Origin of the sequence: Pseudomonas sp. PAGU 2196 (assembly GCF_022179005.1) — a bacterium.
Classification (GTDB): Bacteria; Pseudomonadota; Gammaproteobacteria; order Pseudomonadales; family Pseudomonadaceae; genus Aquipseudomonas; species Aquipseudomonas kermanshahensis.
Genome location: NZ_BNTL01000001.1, coordinates 81,124 through 98,456 on the forward strand (window position 1 = coordinate 81,124; position 17,333 = coordinate 98,456).

Annotated in this window: 16 protein-coding genes; 6 read left to right on the top strand and 10 right to left on the bottom strand. The window is 62.2% G+C overall.

Annotated features, from left to right (window positions below; all coding sequences use genetic code 11):
* Window position 1: 1 nt before the first annotated feature.
* The 3 genes from MFF34_RS00380 to MFF34_RS00390 all read left to right on the top strand — a co-directional run bounded on the left by MFF34_RS00380 (window position 2) and on the right by MFF34_RS00390 (window position 5,620).
* Complete coding sequence (locus MFF34_RS00380; protein WP_238209490.1) at window positions 2-1,099, top strand: DUF1513 domain-containing protein; 1,098 nt, start codon at window positions 2-4, stop codon at window positions 1,097-1,099.
* Window positions 1,100-1,372: 273 nt separating this feature from the next.
* Window positions 1,373-2,551, top strand: a complete 1,179-nt coding sequence (locus MFF34_RS00385) for an efflux RND transporter periplasmic adaptor subunit (RefSeq protein WP_238209492.1) — start codon at window positions 1,373-1,375, stop codon at window positions 2,549-2,551.
* Between the two features lie 12 nt (window positions 2,552-2,563).
* Entirely contained in the window at window positions 2,564-5,620 is a 3,057-nt protein-coding gene (locus MFF34_RS00390; RefSeq protein ID WP_238209494.1) for a multidrug efflux RND transporter permease subunit, read from the top strand.
* A gap of 179 nt (window positions 5,621-5,799) precedes the next feature.
* Here the strand turns inward: MFF34_RS00390 and MFF34_RS00395 are convergent, their stop codons facing one another.
* The 5 genes from MFF34_RS00395 to colR form a co-directional block, all read right to left on the bottom strand.
* Complete coding sequence (locus MFF34_RS00395) at window positions 5,800-6,027, bottom strand: hypothetical protein (RefSeq protein WP_238209496.1); 228 nt, start codon at window positions 6,025-6,027, stop codon at window positions 5,800-5,802.
* Window positions 6,024-6,725 carry a lipopolysaccharide kinase InaA family protein gene (locus tag MFF34_RS00400; RefSeq protein ID WP_027594042.1) on the bottom strand — a complete coding sequence of 234 codons (702 nt, stop codon included), beginning with the start codon at window positions 6,723-6,725 and terminating at the stop codon, window positions 6,024-6,026. Before MFF34_RS00400 ends, MFF34_RS00395 begins: the two co-directional genes overlap by 4 nt.
* Window positions 6,726-6,731: 6 nt before the next feature.
* Entirely contained in the window at window positions 6,732-7,412 is a 681-nt protein-coding gene (locus MFF34_RS00405) for a class I SAM-dependent methyltransferase (protein WP_027594041.1), read from the bottom strand.
* A gap of 107 nt (window positions 7,413-7,519) precedes the next feature.
* Window positions 7,520-8,830, bottom strand: coding sequence for a HAMP domain-containing sensor histidine kinase (locus MFF34_RS00410; RefSeq protein ID WP_238209498.1), 1,311 nt, complete (start codon window positions 8,828-8,830; stop codon window positions 7,520-7,522).
* Window positions 8,820-9,503 (bottom strand): two-component system response regulator ColR, encoded by a 684-nt coding sequence (gene colR / locus MFF34_RS00415; protein WP_003255215.1) that lies wholly within the window; start codon window positions 9,501-9,503, stop codon window positions 8,820-8,822. The genes MFF34_RS00410 and colR overlap by 11 nt, the downstream gene beginning before the upstream one ends.
* 181 nt (window positions 9,504-9,684) lie before the next feature.
* Here colR and MFF34_RS00420 point away from each other — a divergent pair, with 181 nt between their 5' ends.
* Complete coding sequence (locus MFF34_RS00420; RefSeq protein WP_238209500.1) at window positions 9,685-10,413, top strand: phosphatase PAP2 family protein; 729 nt, start codon at window positions 9,685-9,687, stop codon at window positions 10,411-10,413.
* 174 nt (window positions 10,414-10,587) lie between these two features.
* On the opposite strand, the gene groL is transcribed toward MFF34_RS00420, so the two are convergent.
* The 5 genes from groL to MFF34_RS00445 all read right to left on the bottom strand — a co-directional run bounded on the left by groL (window position 10,588) and on the right by MFF34_RS00445 (window position 15,166).
* A complete protein-coding gene (gene groL / locus MFF34_RS00425; protein ID WP_085273632.1) occupies window positions 10,588-12,231 on the bottom strand; it encodes a chaperonin GroEL in 1,644 nt (547 codons plus the stop codon).
* Window positions 12,232-12,279: 48 nt separating this feature from the next.
* Window positions 12,280-12,573 carry a co-chaperone GroES gene (locus tag MFF34_RS00430; protein ID WP_012274036.1) on the bottom strand — a complete coding sequence of 98 codons (294 nt, stop codon included), beginning with the start codon at window positions 12,571-12,573 and terminating at the stop codon, window positions 12,280-12,282.
* 246 nt (window positions 12,574-12,819) lie between these two features.
* Window positions 12,820-13,284, bottom strand: coding sequence for an FxsA family protein (locus tag MFF34_RS00435; RefSeq protein ID WP_027594037.1), 465 nt, complete (start codon window positions 13,282-13,284; stop codon window positions 12,820-12,822).
* Between the two features lie 64 nt (window positions 13,285-13,348).
* Window positions 13,349-14,080, bottom strand: a complete 732-nt coding sequence (locus tag MFF34_RS00440) for a HugZ family protein (RefSeq protein WP_238209502.1) — start codon at window positions 14,078-14,080, stop codon at window positions 13,349-13,351.
* A 75-nt stretch (window positions 14,081-14,155) separates the two neighbouring features.
* Window positions 14,156-15,166 carry a DUF481 domain-containing protein gene (locus tag MFF34_RS00445; protein WP_027594035.1) on the bottom strand — a complete coding sequence of 337 codons (1,011 nt, stop codon included), beginning with the start codon at window positions 15,164-15,166 and terminating at the stop codon, window positions 14,156-14,158.
* Window positions 15,167-15,319: 153 nt separating this feature from the next.
* On the opposite strand from MFF34_RS00445, the gene MFF34_RS00450 reads away from it, so the two are divergent.
* Window positions 15,320-15,673 carry an MGMT family protein gene (locus MFF34_RS00450; RefSeq protein ID WP_099430360.1) on the top strand — a complete coding sequence of 118 codons (354 nt, stop codon included), beginning with the start codon at window positions 15,320-15,322 and terminating at the stop codon, window positions 15,671-15,673.
* Between the two features lie 43 nt (window positions 15,674-15,716).
* Entirely contained in the window at window positions 15,717-17,264 is a 1,548-nt protein-coding gene (locus MFF34_RS00455; protein WP_099455229.1) for an AmpG family muropeptide MFS transporter, read from the top strand.
* Window positions 17,265-17,333 lie beyond the last annotated feature (69 nt).

The following is a 17,333-nucleotide window of genomic DNA, read 5'->3' on the forward strand; positions in this document are numbered from 1 at the left end:
CATGCTGCGACGCCAGGCCCTCAAACTCGGTAGCGTACTGCTCAGCGCCCTCACCCTGGGCGGCTGGAGCCTGTTCCGCAACAAAGGCAGCGAACCCCTGCTGCTCTCGGCGCGCGACGACGGCGATGGCAAGCATTACGCCGTCGGGTTCCGCCTGGACGGCACCCAGGTGTTCAGCACCCAGGTTGCCCAGCGTTGCCATGCCATCATCAACCACCCCACGCTGCCGATCGCCCTGTTCGTCGCCCGCCGCCCAGGTACCGAAAGCTACCTGGTCGACCTGCGCGATGGGCGGCTGCTGCAAACCGTGGTCTCGCAGCCCAACCGCCACTTTTACGGCCATGCGGTCATCCACAAGGGCGGGGAATGGCTGTACACCACCGAGAACGACACTACCGACCCGGGTCGCGGCGTGCTCGGTGTCTACCGTTTCGAAGGCGAACGCCTGGTGCACAGCGGCGAGCTGTCGACCCACGGCATCGGCCCGCATGAAGTGGCCTGGCTGCCGGACGGGGAAACCCTGGTGGTGGCCAACGGTGGCATCCGCACCGAGGCCGAAAGCCGCGTGGAGATGAACCTCGACGCCATGCAACCAAGCCTGGTCCTGATGCAGCGCGACGGCACCCTGCTGAGTAAAGAAACCCTCGCCCAGCAGATGAACAGCGTGCGTCACCTGGCAATTGGCGACGACGGCACCATTGCCGCCTGCCAGCAATTCATGGGCGACGCCGACGAAACCGCCGAGCTGCTGGCAATCAAGCGCCCGGGCGAGCCGTTCAAGGCCTTCCCCGTGCCGGAGCGGCAGTTGCAGGCCATGGCCCAGTACACCGCCAGCGTGGCGATTCACAGCGACCTGCGGCTGGTGGCGCTGACGGCGCCGCGGGCCAACCGGTTGTTTGTCTGGGACCTGGACAGCGGCGCGGTGAAGCTGGATGCGCCGATGCCAGATTGCGCCGGGGTTGGCGCGGTGAAGGATGGCTTTGTCGTCACCTCCGGGCAGGGGCGTTGCCGGTTCTACGATTGCCGCAAGGCTGAGCTGATCGGGCAACCGATGGACCTGCCTTCCGGGTTCTGGGACAACCACCTGCACCTGGCCTGATCGCCCAGGCACATCGCGGTCCATGCAGGGGCAGCCTTGCGCTGCGAAGAGGCCCGAGACAGCACTGTAAATCTCCAGTGTTTGCTCGGGCCTCTTCGCAGCACAAGGCTGCTCCTACACGGCAGTGCACGCGCCACTGTTTGAATAATCCCGTTGCACCCGCCCTTCCCCACCTGCCCAAAACAGTCAATACTTCCCCCATCCACACGTGGGCAGGATCGCCCGTTGTCGTGTCATAACGAATAACAACCACGCTTCCAAGGAACCGGACCTATGCTTCGCCGCCGCATGCTCATCATGTTGGCCGTCGTTCTGCTGATCGTGTTGGCCCTGGGGGGCTACAAGGCCTTCTCGATCTACCAGCAGATCCAGGTGTTCACAGCCCCCAAGCCGCCGATCACCGTGGCGGCAGCGCTGGCCGAAGAACGCCAGTGGCAAGAACGCCTGCCCGCCGTCGGCAGCCTCAAGGCCCTGCAAGGCGTCGAGCTGAGCCTTGAGGTGGAAGGCATCGTCAAAAGCCTGCACTTCGACTCCGGGCAGAAGGTCAAGGCCGGGCAACTGCTGCTGCAGCTCAATGACGAACAGGAAACCGCCCTGCTCGGCACCGCACAGGCCGACCTGGGGCTGGCCAAGGTCGATTTCGGCCGCGGCAGCCAGCTGGTCGGCGACTCGGCCATCTCCCGTGGCGAGTACGATCGCCTCACCGCCCAGTACCGGCGCAACCAGGCCGTGGTCGATCAGCTCAAGGCCTCGAAGACCAAAAAAAGCATCAGTGCGCCCTTCAGCGGCACCATCGGCATTCGCCAGGTGGATGTCGGCGACTACCTGGCTGCCGGCACGGTGATCGCCACCCTGCAAGACCTGTCCAGCCTCTACGTCGACTTCAACGTGCCCGAGCAGGCACTGCCGCACCTGAGCCTGGGCCAGCAGGTGCTGGTGCAGGTCGCCGCCTACCCGGGCCAGACCTTCACCGCCAGCCTCAGCGCCATCAACCCCAAGGTCGAGGAAAGCACCCGCAACCTGCTGGCCCGCGCAACCTTGGCCAACCCTGACGGCAAGCTGCTGCCTGGCATGTTCGCCAACCTGCTGATCCTGCTGCCCGCGCCACAGCCGCGGGTGGTGGTGCCGGAAAGTGCCATCACTTACACCCTGTATGGCAACTCGGTGTATGTCGCCACCCCGAAAAAAGACAAGGAAGGCAACCCGGAAAAAACCGACGACGGCCAACCCCCGCTCATCGCCGAGCAGCGCACCGTGCAGACCGGCGAGCGCCGCGACGGCGTGGTGGTGGTCAGCAAGGGCCTGCAGGCCGGCGAACAGGTGGTCACCGCTGGGCAACTCAAGCTCACCCCCGGCGCGGCGATCCGCATCGGCCAGGACAAGGCGCTCACACCTGAGCAAGGCGCTCCTGATCAAGGCAATGCTGATCCAGGCACCCCACACAACGACTGACAGGAGGCAGGCATGGCGTTCACCGATCCGTTCATCCGTCGCCCGGTCCTGGCCAGCGTCGTCAGCCTGCTGATTCTGCTGCTGGGCTTTCAGGCCTGGAGCAAACTGCAGATTCGCCAGTACCCGCAGATGGAAAACGCCCTGATCACGGTGACCACCGCGTACCCCGGCGCCAACGCCGAGACCATCCAGGGCTACATCACCCAGCCGCTGCAACAGAGCCTGGCCAGCGCCGAAGGCATCGACTACATGACCTCGGTGAGTCGGCAGAACTTCTCGATCATCTCCATCTATGCGCGCGTCGGCGCCGACAGTGACCGTTTGTTCACCGAACTGCTGGCCAAGGCCAACGAGGTGCGCAACAAGCTGCCGCAAGACTCCGAAGACCCGGTGCTGAGCAAAGAGGCCGCCGACGCCTCGGCGCTGATGTACATCAGCTTCTACAGCAAGGAAATGAGCAACCCGCAGATCACCGACTACCTGTCCCGAGTGATCCAACCCAAACTGGCCACCCTGCCGGGCATGGCCGAGGCGGAGATCCTCGGCAACCAGGTGTTCGCCATGCGCATCTGGATCGACCCGGTGAAACTGGCCGGCTACGGCCTCTCGGCCACCGACGTGACCAACGCCGTGCGCCGTTACAACTTCCTCTCGGCCGCCGGTGAGGTAAAAGGCGAGTACGTGGTTACCAGCATCAATGCCAGCACCGAGCTCAAGTCTGCCGAAGCGTTCGCTGCCCTGCCGGTCAAGACCAGCGGCGACAGCCGGGTGCTGCTGGGCGATGTGGCACGGGTCGAGATGGGTGCAGAAAACTACGACACAGTCAGTTCGTTCGACGGCATCCCTTCGGTCTACATCGGCATCAAGGCCACACCGGCCGCCAACCCGCTGGAGGTGATCAAGGAAGTCCGGCGCATCATGCCGGAACTCGAAAGCCAGTTGCCCTCGGCGCTGAAGGTGTCGATTGCCTACGACGCCACGTTGTTCATCCAGGCCTCCATCGACGAGGTGATCAAGACACTCGGCGAAGCGGTGCTGATCGTCATCGTCGTGGTGTTCCTGTTCCTCGGCGCGTTGCGCTCGGTGCTGATCCCGGTGGTGACCATCCCGCTGTCGATGATCGGCGTGCTGTTCTTCATGCAGATGATGGGCTACTCCCTCAACCTGCTGACCCTGTTGGCGATGGTGCTGGCCATCGGCCTGGTGGTGGACGATGCCATTGTCGTGGTGGAGAACATCCACCGGCACATGGAAGAAGGCAAGACGCCGTTCGACGCGGCGCTGGAAGGTGCACGGGAAATCGCCATGCCGGTGGTGTCGATGACCATCACCCTGGCCGCGGTGTATGCCCCCATCGGCTTCCTGACCGGGCTCACAGGCGCGTTATTCAAAGAATTCGCCCTGACTTTGGCCGGTGCAGTGATCATCTCCGGCGTCGTCGCCCTGACCCTGTCACCGATGATGTGCGCGCTGTTGCTGCGCCAGGAACAGAACCCCTCGGGCCTTGCCCATCGCCTCGACCTGCTGTTCGAGCGCCTCAAGGTGCGCTACCAGCGCCTGCTGCACACCACCCTGGACAGCCGGCCGGTAGTGCTGGTGTTCGCGGTGATTGTCCTGTGCCTGATCCCGGTACTGCTCAAATTCACCCAGAACGAGCTGGCGCCCAACGAGGACCAAGGGGTGATCTTCATGATCAGCAGTTCGCCGCAGCCGGCCAACCTCGACTACCTCAACGCCTACACCGACCAGTTCACGCCGCTGTTCAAAGCCTTCCCCGAGTATTACTCGTCGTTTCAGATCAACGGTTTCAACGGTGTGCAGAGCGGCATTGGCGGCTTCCTGTTAAAGCCCTGGAACGAGCGCGAGCGCACGCAGATGGAGCTGCTACCGCTGGTGCAGGCCAAACTTGAAGAAATCGGCGGCCTGCAAATCTTCGGCTTCAACCTGCCGTCGCTGCCCGGCACTGGTGAGGGGCTGCCGTTCCAGTTCGTGATCAACACCGCGGGGGACTACCCGGCCCTGCTGGACGTGGCCCAACGCATCAAGGCACGCGCCCAGGCATCGGGCAAGTTCGCCTTCCTCGACATCGACCTGGCCTTCGACAAACCGGAAGTGGTGGTCGACATCGACCGGGCCAAAGCGGCGCAGATGGGCGTCTCGATGGACGCCCTGGGCGGCACCTTGGCCACCCTGCTGGGCGAGGGGGAAATCAACCGTTTCACCCTGGAGGGCCGCAGCTACAAGGTGATTGCCCAGGTCGAGCGGCCGTACCGTAACAACCCCGGCTGGCTCAACAACTACTACGTGAAGAACGACCAGGGCCAGTTGCTGCCACTGTCGACCCTCATCACCCTCAGCGACCGCGCCCGCCCGCGCCAGCTCAACCAGTTCCAGCAGTTGAACTCGGCCATCATCCAAGGCGTGCCCATGGTCAGCCTGGGCGAAGCATTGCAGACCGTGCAGGCCATCGCCCGCGAAGAAGCCCCGGAAGGCTTCGCCTTCGACTATGCCGGGGTGGCGCGCCAGTATGTTCAGGAAGGCAGCGCGCTGTGGGTAACCTTCGGCCTGGCGCTGGCGATCATCTTCCTGGTGCTGGCGGCGCAGTTCGAAAGCTTCCGCGATCCGCTGGTGATTCTGGTGACCGTGCCGTTGTCGATCTGCGGGGCGCTGTTGCCGCTGTTCCTGGGTATTTCCAGCATGAACATCTATACCCAGGTCGGGCTGGTGACACTGATCGGGCTGATCACCAAGCACGGTATTCTGATCGTCGAATTTGCCAACCAGTTGCGCGAAGAAAAAGGCCTGAGCGTGCGTGAGGCAATCGAGGAAGCGGCCGCCATCCGCCTGCGGCCGGTACTGATGACCACGGCGGCGATGGTGTTTGGCATGGTGCCGTTGATTCTGGCGACCGGCGCAGGGGCAGTGAGCCGGTTCGATATCGGCACGGTGATTGCGACCGGGATGTCGATCGGGACGTTGTTTACCTTGTTTGTGCTGCCTTGCATCTACACCTTGCTGGCGCACAAGACGGTGGCCAAGGCACCTGTGCCAGCTGACATTTCCCTGTAGGAGCAGCCTTGTGCTGCGAAGAGGCCGGTGGCAGCAGCGAAGATTGAGGGTGCTTTTACCGGCCTCTTCGCAGCACAAGGCTGCTCCTACCGCGGTTGTGGTTGGCCGACGGTACTCACAAACAAAAAAACCAGAGGCCCCGCTATGCAGGGCCTCTGGTTTTCAAGCACCACCCAGGTTCAGCCGAACGGCCGCAATCCCTGACGCATACCGAACAGGAACAGCAACAGGTCCTGATCGGGTTTGACCTCTTCATGCTGCTTTACCACACGTGGCAAAGCGCACTGGTCAGCCATCTCGGCCTTGCTGAACACCGTCGGCTTCGGCTCTTCCCAGGCAGCCACCGCCACAGTGGTCACGGCCAATCCAGCCACCAGGAACAAAGCTCGAGCGATTTCTAGTTTCATTGCCCTAACCCTTTGACAACGCTGCCAAACGCCATTTGGTAAAAATAGAGCAATGTCTGCCATTCCGCATCAGTGAACGACGAGTGGCGGCGCAGCTGACGCAGGTCATTCGCCGCCGCACGTTGGCAGCTGATACGCCGCCGGCACTTCTCAAGGTCCAGCAAAGCGACTTCGACCCGAGCCTGTTCGCCCTCGCCGATCACCTTGACGAACACATGCTTGCCGTACAGGCAGCCGTGCTGCCAGTGCCCCAGGTGCATACGCGCCAGGTTATCCGCCAGGTCCTTGAGCATGCGCTCTTGCACCGCCTGGGGGTAACGCTCGCGGGCACCTTCGGCATGCCAGGTGTCGAGCTCGACAAAGCCATCCAGCGCTTCGCTGACCAGCAGCGCGCGCCATTGATGATCGGCATCGCGCTCGGCACCACAAAAGACGATGTGCGGCACACGTACACCCAATTGCTCGAAGCTGTTGATGGCATCGAGTTCACGCAAAACGGTCGGCCGGCCAAAGGGGTGCAGCAGGCTGCGGTAGATGTGCCCGACCTGGCGCTTGGCATACAGCAGTTTGCCGTTGGCATCGTTGAGGCGTTGCACGCCACTTTCACCGCCACGCCGCTGGTTGGGTTCCTCGACCCATTCGCCCTGCTGGCGCCAGTAAAAATCGAACCGCGACTCCCCACTCTGGGCTACAGCCATCAAACACTACCCCTTACGCAATACATAGACTCGCCACATGGCATAGAACGGCAGGAAGTCCAAGCGTTCCTGGATTCTGAAACCGGCGGCCTCAAATTCTTCTTCGACCGTGTCCGCTGGTAACACGAAACGATTCTGGTAATTGTCCTGCTCGGCCTTGGCGCTGCGACGCTGCTCGAGCTTTTTCCGGCGCCAGGCTTTGAAGTTGCCGTCCACCCACAGCGACAGAATCACACTATCACGGCTAACTCGTTGAAATTCCGAAAGAATTGTCTTTCTGTGGGCCGCTTCGCCGATGTGATGGAACAGCCGCATGCAGAAAATGCTGTCGACCGAATTGTCCGGAAGGTCAATGGCGAACGCAGAAGTCTGCAAGGGGCGTACCCGGGCAACCACCTCTGGCGGTTGCGCGGCACAGGCTGTCTCGATCATCGCCTCGGAGTTGTCGGCGCCGATGATGACTCGGTTGGGTTTTTCCGCCAGCAACGGCCAGAAGCGCCCAGCACCGCAGGGCAGGTCAAGTACCAGGCCCGGCTCACCGGCCAACGCCAAGGCGCGACGTGCCAACTGCTCGTCACGCTTGTGGGAAAGGCGACGGGCCAGACCATCCTGATGCTTGAGGAAATACTCGCGCGCGTGGTCTTTGTCGTATTTCTCGGAAAATTCAAGCTTGATGGGGCTACGCATTGGGCATCTCCTGACTCCAGTGCGCTCACCTTAGGTAAGCAAGCGTTGGAATCAGGTTATGCCAATGTGAAAAAAGTGTTAGTTCTTTGGAGAGGTATTACCAAAAATTACCCGACCAACCCCGAAGGGCTGCCCTTCTCCACACTTTGGCTCAGGTCCACCTGAAAACGGCAGCCGTGCGGCAAGGTCGAGGTCAGGGTGACGCGCCACCCCTGGTCGTCACAGATGCGCTGCACCAGCGACAGGCCCAAGCCCAGCCCTTCGCCACGCCGCTCAGCGCCGCGCACGAAGGGTTTGAACATCGCCTCGCGCTGCTCCTCGGGGATGCCCACGCCACTGTCCTCGACGCTGAACCCATTCGCTTCCAGGCTCAGGCGAATGTAACCGCTGTCGGTGTAGTGCGCGGCGTTGCGCAGCAGGTTGCCCATCACCGACTGCAGGAAGGTGGCGTTGTACAGCACCGGGCTTGCGCTGACGCGGCCGTCGAAGTACAGCGTGAGCCCCTTCTGCTCGATCGTTTCGCGCCAAACCCCAGTGAGTTCATCCGCAACCTCGCGCAAGGTCGCTTGGGAGGCCACGGCACCCTCATCGCGTTGGGCACGGGCAAGCATCAGGAAGGTCTTGACCAGTTCGCGCATTTCTTCGGTCGCCCGCGCCACCCGCTCGACCTGGCTGCGTGCACGCGGGTCCAGTGCCTGGTTTTCCAGCAGCAGCTCACACGACGTGGCCAGCACCATCAGCGGGGTTCGCAGCTCGTGGCTGACGTCGCTGGTGAACAGCCGCTCGCGGGTCAAGGCGTCGCGCAAGCGGCCCAGCGTGTCGTCGAACGCTACGGCCAACTGGCCCACTTCGTCGGCCGCGTAATCGGGTGCCAGTGGCGGTGCCAGGCCGAGTAGCTGGTCGCGGTGGCGCACTTGACGCGCCAGGCGGATCACCGGCGCCATCACCCGGCGCGCCACCAGCCAACCCAGGATCACGGCCAGCACCAGGCTGAGCACGAAGCCGACGACCACAACAGCGAACAGCACACGCTCGCGCTCTTCGAAGTCGCTCTGGTCTTGCAGCAGCACGTAGCGACGGCCATCGACGATCTCGACCATCGCGTGGTACGACAGCTGGTCGCGAAACACTTCGTGGAAGCCGCTGTTGAGGTGGCGCAAGTCTTTGGGCAACTCGAAATCGTCACGCCCGCCACTGAAGTAGAACAGCTGGTCCGGACGCGGCCGATGGCTCCAATCACTGACGCTGTCCATGCGCAGCAGGCGTTGCAGGTCGCCCCCCAGCACGCTGGAAATCAGCCGCTCCTCAACCAGGTGCACCGTGGCGACGATGCCGAAGGCGAAGGCGCCGGCCACCAGCGCGCTCATCAACGCAAAGGCGATGATGATGCGCTGGGCAAGGCTTTGCTTAAACTCCATCGCGGCCCTCGGCGAGGCGATAGCCGACGCCATGGACGGTATGCAGCAGCGGTTTTTCGAACGGTTTGTCGATCACCTGGCGCAACTGGTGCACATGGCTGCGCAGGCTGTCGCTGTCAGGGCAGTCGTCGCCCCACAGGGCTTCTTCCAGCACTTCGCGTCGCAGCACGTGTGGGCTTTTCTGCATCAACACGGCAAGCAGCTTGAGGCCGACCGGGTTGAGTTTGAGCAGGCGGCCTTGGCGCGTGACTTCCAAGGTGTCGAGGTCGTAGCTCAGGTCGGCGACCTGCAAAGTGCGACGCCCACCTCCCTGGGCACGGCGCAGCACCGCTTCGATGCGCGCGGCCAGCTCCGACAGCGCAAACGGCTTGAGCAGGTAATCGTCGGCACCCGAGCGGAAGCCTTGCAGGCGGTCGTCCAACTGATCGCGGGCGGTGAGCATGATCACCGGGGTGTCACGCCGGGCGTCTTCGCGCAGGCGTTTGCACAGGGTGTAGCCATCGATGCCGGGCAGCATGATGTCGAGGACGATCAGGTCGTAGTGCTCGGTGGCCGCCAGGTGCAAGCCCGACAAGCCGTCCTGGGCGCAATCGACGGTGTAGCCTTTCATGCCGAGGTAATCGGCCAGGTTGGCAAGAATATCGCGGTTGTCTTCAACCAATAGAATGCGCATCGGGTTCTCCTGTGCGGCGCTTCGCTGTGGTGCGCGGCAGGCGCAGCTTAAGGCCAATGCCTGCACTGTGCCACCCCTGGGGAAAATTCACCGGAGTTGACAGTTTTTTCACCGATCCTTCACGGACACAGGATAGCGCCCACTCGATAATGCCCGATCTTTTTTGCGCCCTGGAGTCGTCATGCACGAACGTACCCGCCCTCGCCCGATCAATCTCTGGCTGTACCTGGGCATTCCTCTGGTGACGGCAGTGGCCTTGATCCTGCTTGAGCTGACCTCGGTCGACATGGACGTGGCCAACCTGTTCTTCGACCCTGCTGCCGGGCAATTCATCGGCCGGCACAGCTATTTGCTGGAGAACGTACTGCATGATGGGGTCAAGCAGGTGGTGATCCTGCTGGGGCTGCTGGCCTTGCTGACCTTTGCCGTGAGTTTCTTCTGGAAGCGTTTGTTCGGTTGGCGCCGGGAGCTGGGTTGCCTGGTGTTGGCGCTGGGCTTGTCCACAGCGTTTGTGACACCGCTGAAGAAGGTCACCCAGGTGCAGTGCCCCTGGAGCCTGAGCCAGTTCGGCGGCAAGGAAACCTACAGCAAGCTGTTGGAGGCACGCCCCGCCACGGACAAGCCGGGGCTGTGCTGGCCGGGCGGACATGCTGCGACCGGCTTCTGCCTGTTCGCGTTGTTCTTTGCACTGCGTGACCGACGTCCGCGCCTGGCACGGGTGGCGTTGGGGGTGGCGCTGGTCGCCGGTTCGGTGCTGTCGGTCGGACGGATGATGCAAGGGGCGCACTTCTTGTCGCACAACGTGTGGACGGCGGTGTTCTGCTGGTTGATCGGGTTGGGGTCGTATTACCTGGTTCTGTACCGGCGCGGGCGGGTTGAGGCGCCTGCTGTGGAGGCCAGTGTTGCCTGAGTGAGGGGCCGCTGTGCAGCCCCAATGTTCACGCAAGGCTGCGTGGCACCTGTAGGAGCAGCCTTGTGCTGCGAATGGGCTGCAAAGCAGCCCCAATGCTCACCACCGAAGCACAAAAAAAGCCCCGGCTCTCGCGAGCCGGGGCTTTTTTATGACGCTAGGGGTAAGGCTGGCTTACATCATGCCGCCCATGCCACCCATGCCGCCCATGTCTGGCATGCCGCCGCCAGCTGGAGCTTCGCTCGGAGCATCAGCGATCATGGCTTCGGTGGTGATCATCAGACCGCCAATCGAAGCAGCAGCTTGCAGTGCCGAACGGGTCACTTTAGCTGGGTCCAGGATGCCCATCTCGATCATGTCGCCGTATTCGCCGGTAGCAGCGTTGTAACCGAAGTTACCCGAACCCTGCTTGACCTTGTCGGCCACAACGCTTGGCTCGTCGCCGGCGTTGGCAGTGATCTGACGCAGCGGGGCTTCAACAGCGCGACGCAGCAGTGCGATACCGACGTTCTGGTCTTCGTTGTCGCCTTTCAGGTCAACGATTGCGCTCAGGGCGCGAACCAGGGCAACACCACCGCCAGGCACCACGCCTTCTTCAACGGCTGCACGGGTAGCGTGCAGGGCGTCTTCAACGCGGGCTTTCTTCTCTTTCATTTCGACTTCGGTGCCAGCACCGACCTTGATCACGGCAACACCGCCAGCCAGTTTGGCCAGACGCTCTTGCAGCTTCTCACGGTCGTAGTCCGAGGAAGTCTCTTCGATCTGGGCACGGATCTGCTTGACGCGTGCTTCGATGTCACCGTCGACGCCAGCGCCGTCGATGATGGTGGTGTTTTCCTTGGACAGGATGACGCGCTTGGCGTTACCCAGGTGCTCCAGGGTAGCGGTTTCCAGGGACAGGCCGATCTCTTCGGAGATAACGGTACCGCCGGTCAGGACCGCGATGTCCTGCAGCATGGCCTTGCGGCGGTCGCCGAAGCCAGGTGCCTTGACCGCAGCAACCTTGACGATGCCGCGCATGTTGTTGACGACCAGGGTAGCCAGCGCTTCGCCTTCAACGTCTTCAGCAACGATCAGCAGTGGGCGGCCGGCCTTGGCAACGGCTTCCAGCACTGGCAGCAGCTCACGGATGTTGGAGATCTTCTTGTCGACCAGCAGCAGCAGCGCGCCTTCCAGCTCGGCAACCATGGTGTCCGGCTTGTTGACGAAGTACGGCGACAGGTAGCCACGGTCGAACTGCATGCCTTCTACGACAGACAGTTCGTTTTCCAGGCCCGAGCCTTCTTCAACGGTGATCACGCCTTCTTTACCGACTTTTTCCATGGCTTCGGCGATGATTTCACCGATGGAGTTGTCGGAGTTGGCGGAGATGGTGCCTACCTGAGCGATGGCCTTGGAGTCGGCGCATGGCTTGGACAGGTTTTTCAGCTCGGCGACGACAGCGGCGGTGGCCTTATCGATACCGCGCTTCAAGTCCATCGGGTTCATGCCGGCAGCGACGGCTTTCAGGCCTTCGTTGACGATGGCTTGAGCCAGAACGGTAGCGGTGGTGGTGCCGTCACCGGCTGCATCGTTGGCCTTGGAAGCGACTTCCTTGACCAGCTGGGCGCCCATGTTTTCGAAGGCGTCTTTCAGCTCGATTTCTTTGGCAACGGAAACGCCGTCCTTGGTGATGGTCGGTGCGCCGAAGCTCTTGGCCAGGACCACGTTGCGGCCTTTCGGGCCCAGGGTCGCTTTTACTGCGTCAGCCAGAACGTTGACACCAACCAGCATTTTTTTACGGGCGGAATCGCCGAATTTTACGTCTTTAGCAGCCATGATCGTTTAATCCTTGGAATTCTTTGGAATAACGGGAAATCGGGGAAATCAGCCTTCGATAACGGCGAGAATTTCGTTCTCGGCCATTACCAGCAGGTCTTCGCCGTCGACTTTCACGGTGTTGCTGCCCGAGTAAGGGCCGAAAACCACTTTGTCACCCACTTTCACGGCCAGCGCGCGTACTTCGCCATTTTCCAGGATGCGGCCGGTGCCAACGGCGACAACTTCGCCGCGGTTTGGTTTTTCAGCGGCCGAACCCGGCAGGACGATACCGCCAGCGGTTTTCGATTCTTCTTCGCTGCGACGGATGACTACGCGGTCATGCAGAGGACGAAGCTTCATTGTCGATCTCTCCCAAATTGTGGTTTTCATCGGCCGGTATCGACACCGGCGGGTTGATGCGGTCCGGCGTTGCCGGGGGTGGCCCGCGCGAGGCGAACCACCTGAGTTATGTCTGGTGTCGCCACCAGAAACCTTGCGGTGACCCATACATGAGGCCGCCATAGGCAATTACAAGGCTTGATACGGAAAATTTTTAATCAGCGCTGAACGGAAAAAGAACAGGGGCCGCGATGCGGCCCCTGAATGTCATTTGTCGCGGCGCTCGTACTCGCCCTCGATCACGTTGGGGCGGTGGCCGGCATCACGCGGCGGCTGCGCCTGGAACGGATCATCCTGAAACGCACGCTGGCGCATGGCCTGCTCTTCGGCACGCTGGCGCATCTTGCGCGCAGCCAGGTGACGGGTGAACGGCAGCAGGCAGATCAGGCCCAGCACGTCGCTGATAAAACCTGGCAGCAGCAGCAAGCCGCCCCCCACCGCCAGCATCATCCCCTGGAACATGTCCTCAGCGGGCAGTTCGCCGCGCTGCAGGCTTTCACGGGCACGCAGTGCGGTGGCCAGCCCGGCCACGCGCATCACCAGCACACCCAGTGCCGAACCGGCGATGATCAGCAGCAGCGCCGGGAAAAACCCGATGGCCGCACTGACCTTGACGAAGACGAACAGCTCCAGCACAGGAAACAGCAGAAGCAACAGTAGAAAAGCACGCATCAAAGATTCCTCGACGGAAGAGACCTTCCAATAAGACCTCAGATGGATGCGACCGCTCCCAATTTCAACCCTCGACTTCAGCAGCAACCGGCCACTGGTCGGCGCGTGCCAGTAAAACCAACGCTTCGCGAACTTGTGTCGGCGTATTGCAAAGGCTTGGGAACGGCAGCCAGTAGATGCCCTGACCAATGCGCAGGTGCATGCCTTCGCTGTCGACACCTACCATCAGCGCAGGGGCAGTGCGTGGCAGGTCGGTCAGTTCGACGTAATGGGCGATGGCATTGGCGTGATCGCTGTTCATGTGTTCGATCATGCTCGCCTCGGCCTTGCCCGCGAACGGGTTGGCCAGGGTTACGTGGTCAAGCCAGTGAATGGCGCCAAAGCCGCCGATGTAGCGGTGGCGCACGGGCTGCAGCACCCAGAAGTCGAAATCGTGAGCCTTGTGGTAATTGGCCGCGTCGGGGAAGTACCGGTAGTAGCGCTCGGCAGCGGCCTCGATGGCGGGTTCATCCACCAGCTTGTGTGCTTCAGCCATCACCGTCAGGCGGCCGACCGCCTGCACATCCTCGGCTTCACGCTCACCGACCAGCAGCGAGCATTTAGGGTCTTTTTGCAGGTTGTGGGTGTGCTGGGCGATGCGGCTGATGAGGATCAGCGGGTTGCCCTGTGCATCCAGGCAATACGGCACGACGGAACCAAACGGGAAGCCGGGCATGGACTTGGAATGGGTCGAGAGCACGCCGCGGTATTCCTTGAGCAGCAGTTCCCGGGCGGGGCGGATGGCTTTGTTACTCACGAAGGGCGCTCCTGGCGGCGGACTGGATGGGTGACAAGATAAGCATTATCACCCGCCGCTGCCACTGTAGGCGCGTTACCAGGTCACGCCAAAGCCTGCCGTGTAGCGGGTCTTGTCCAGGTCGCTGTCACGCGTGCCACTGATGATGTCCTTCTCGGCCTTGAGGTTGAGCGAGGCCCATTCGGTGACTTTGTAGCGCAGGCCAACCTCGGCATCCAGCGAGTAGTCGGCCACGTTGCCCAGCGGCTTGGCGACTTCGCCATTGGTGAACAGCTGCACGTTCTTGCCGATCAGGTAGCGGGTGTAGTCCCACTTGACTGCCGCTGCATAGAAGTTGTCCTTGGCGCCGTCCTGGTACTCGAAATCGGTACGGTTGATCAGCGAGCCCAGCGAGAACGCACCCAGCTCGTCGTCCCAGAACTGGTAGCCCGGGCCTGTACCCACGGTGCGCTGGCGAGCCAGGTCCTCAATGTGGTCGCGCTTGTATTCCATGCGCCCCTGCCAGAACCACTTCTCGGTAATGAAGCGGTCGAGGGCGTACTCGGCACTCCAGTTATCGGTGGTGGTGACGTCGTCCTTGCTCTCGCGGTTGTATTCGCCCTCGGCGTTGTGCCGCCAGCGGCCATGACGTGCTGTGGTCTTGAAGCCTACGTCATAGTCGTCGGTGTCGTTCTCGGCACGCTTGTAGTCCAGGGCAACATCGACGTTGCCTTTCCAGACCAGGTCTTCGACCACCGGCTTGGGCTTCATGATCTGTTCGATGCTGGCCAGGTCGACGGTCTTGGGCGCCTCGCCATTGGCCAGGGTGACCTTGCCGTCTTCGGCGGCCTTCAGCGATTTGGCCCGCTCACCGCTGTAGGCGTCCTGCTTGACCAGCAGTTCCTGGTCGCTTTCCAGGGTCTTGACGGCTTTCCAGTCCAGCGCGATAGACCCACCATAAGGGGTCTCCAGCAGCAGCTTGCCACCGTCGAAGACTTTGATCTTGCCACTGAGACGGTCACCGTTTTTCATCCACACGGTGTCGGCAACCGCAGGCGCGGCGCACAGGGAAGCAGCTAGCAGGCACAACAAGGATCTAGAATACATAAGCGGACTACGGGTTCGATTAGACGAAAAAAGCCGGGCATTATCCAGATACCGACAACCAGAGCAAGGACAGACCGGGAGCCTGCGATTGAGTTCAACACTCATTTACCGTCACCATTGGTCCGGTTTCATCCACAGGCCACGGGGGCACTGATGTCCGAGGCATACGCGCACGCATTGGAAACGCCAGAGGCCCGACGAACGGCCCTGTATTCGGTACTCGGGCAAGTGCCCGAAGGCAAGGTGGTCAGCTACGGCCAGCTTGCCGAGCTGGCGGGCCTTGGCCGCGCGGCACGTTGGGTTGGGCGTACCCTCGGGCAGCTACCACCCGACACTCGCCTGCCCTGGCATCGGGTACTGGGCGCTGGCGGGCGGCTGAGCCTGGCTTTAGGCACGCCCTCTGGCGACGAACAACGGGCGCGGCTGCGCGCAGAAGGCGTAAATGTGACCAATAATCGTGTGGATATGACGCGCCATGGCTGGCGCCCGATGGAGCACAGCGGTTAGAGTGCGCGCTTTGTATTCGCAAACTTGAGGCAGATGTTGGCCCATGCCCCGTAAAACCTGGCGCGCTGCGCTCGCTGCCTATGCCAGCCCGTCAACCCTGGTACTTCTGCTGCTCGGCTTTGCCGCCGGCCTGCCCTACATGCTGGTGTTCTCGACCCTTTCGGTGTGGTTGCGCGAAGCTGGCGTGGCCCGCGAGACCATTGGTTACGCGAGCCTGATCGGCCTGGCCTATGCGTTCAAATGGGTCTGGTCGCCGCTGCTCGACCAATGGCGCCTGCCCCTGCTCGGCGGCCTGGGGCGCCGCCGTTCGTGGCTGTTGCTGTCGCAGGCACTGGTGGTGATCGGGCTGGTCGGCATGAGCCTGTGCGACCCACAGCAGCACCTGTCGTGGCTGATCGCCCTGGCGGTTCTGGTTGCCTTCGCCTCGGCGACCCAGGACATCGCCGTCGATGCCTATCGCCTGGAGATTGCCGATGACCAGCGCCAGGCCGCCCTGGCTGCCAGCTACATGGCGGGTTACCGGGTGGCGGCCCTGCTGGCCACGGCCGGTGCGCTGTTTTTCGCCGAATGGTTTGGCTCCACCGGTTTCAGCTACCTGCACAAGGCCTGGGCCGGCACCTACATCATGTTCGCCCTGTTGATGCTGCCGGCGCTGTTCACCACCTTGGTCATGCGTGAACCCCCGGTGCCGCTGCGTACTCAGCTGTCGGCGGCGCGTTACGGCCTGGTGCACCAGCTGGCGTCGGTGTTCGTGCTGATCGTGCTGCTGGTGTCGGTGCCTGCCAGCTTCACCCAGCTGTTCAATACCGACTGGGCCAGCGTGTTCTTCGGTGATGCGACGCCCCTCGACCTGCTGCTCGAAGACCGCGCCTTCCTTCGCCTGATCCTGTACGCGATGCTGACTTGGGCGTGCCTGTCGACCATGGGCCGGCGTGGCCTTGCCCCGGTGCTTACCCCGGTCAACGACTTCATTGCCCGCTACCGCTGGCAAGCGCTGCTGCTACTTGGGCTGATTGCCACCTATCGCATGTCGGACACGGTGATGGGCGTGATGGCCAACGTGTTCTACATCGACATGGGCTTCACCAAGGACCAGATCGCCAGCGTCAGCAAGATCTTCGGCCTGATCATGACCTTGGTCGGCGCCGGCGTCGGCGGCCTGTTGATCGTGCGCTTCGGCATCATGCCGATCCTGTTCATCGGTGGCGCGGCATCGGCGGCGACCAACATTCTGTTCCTGATGCTGGCCGACATGGGCCCGAACCTGGACATGCTGGTGGTCACCATCTCGCTGGACAACTTCAGCTCCGGCATGGCCACCTCGGCGTTCGTCGCCTACCTGTCGAGCCTGACCAACCTGAAGTTCTCGGCCACCCAGTACGCGCTGCTGAGCTCGATCATGCTGTTGCTGCCACGGCTGATTGGCGGCTATTCGGGGGTTATGGTGGAGAAGTTCGGTTACCACGACTTCTTCCTGATCACCGCCCTGCTGGGCGTGCCGACGTTGATTCTGATCGCCCTGCAGTGGCGTCAGGAGGCCGGGCGCGGCAAGCCCGTGCCCGAGGAGAACCCAGCGGCCGAGCGGCCCTGAACCCCTCTATTTACATGTTTCACTGTAGGAGCAGCCTTGTGCTGCGAAGAGGCCGGTAACAGCAGCGAA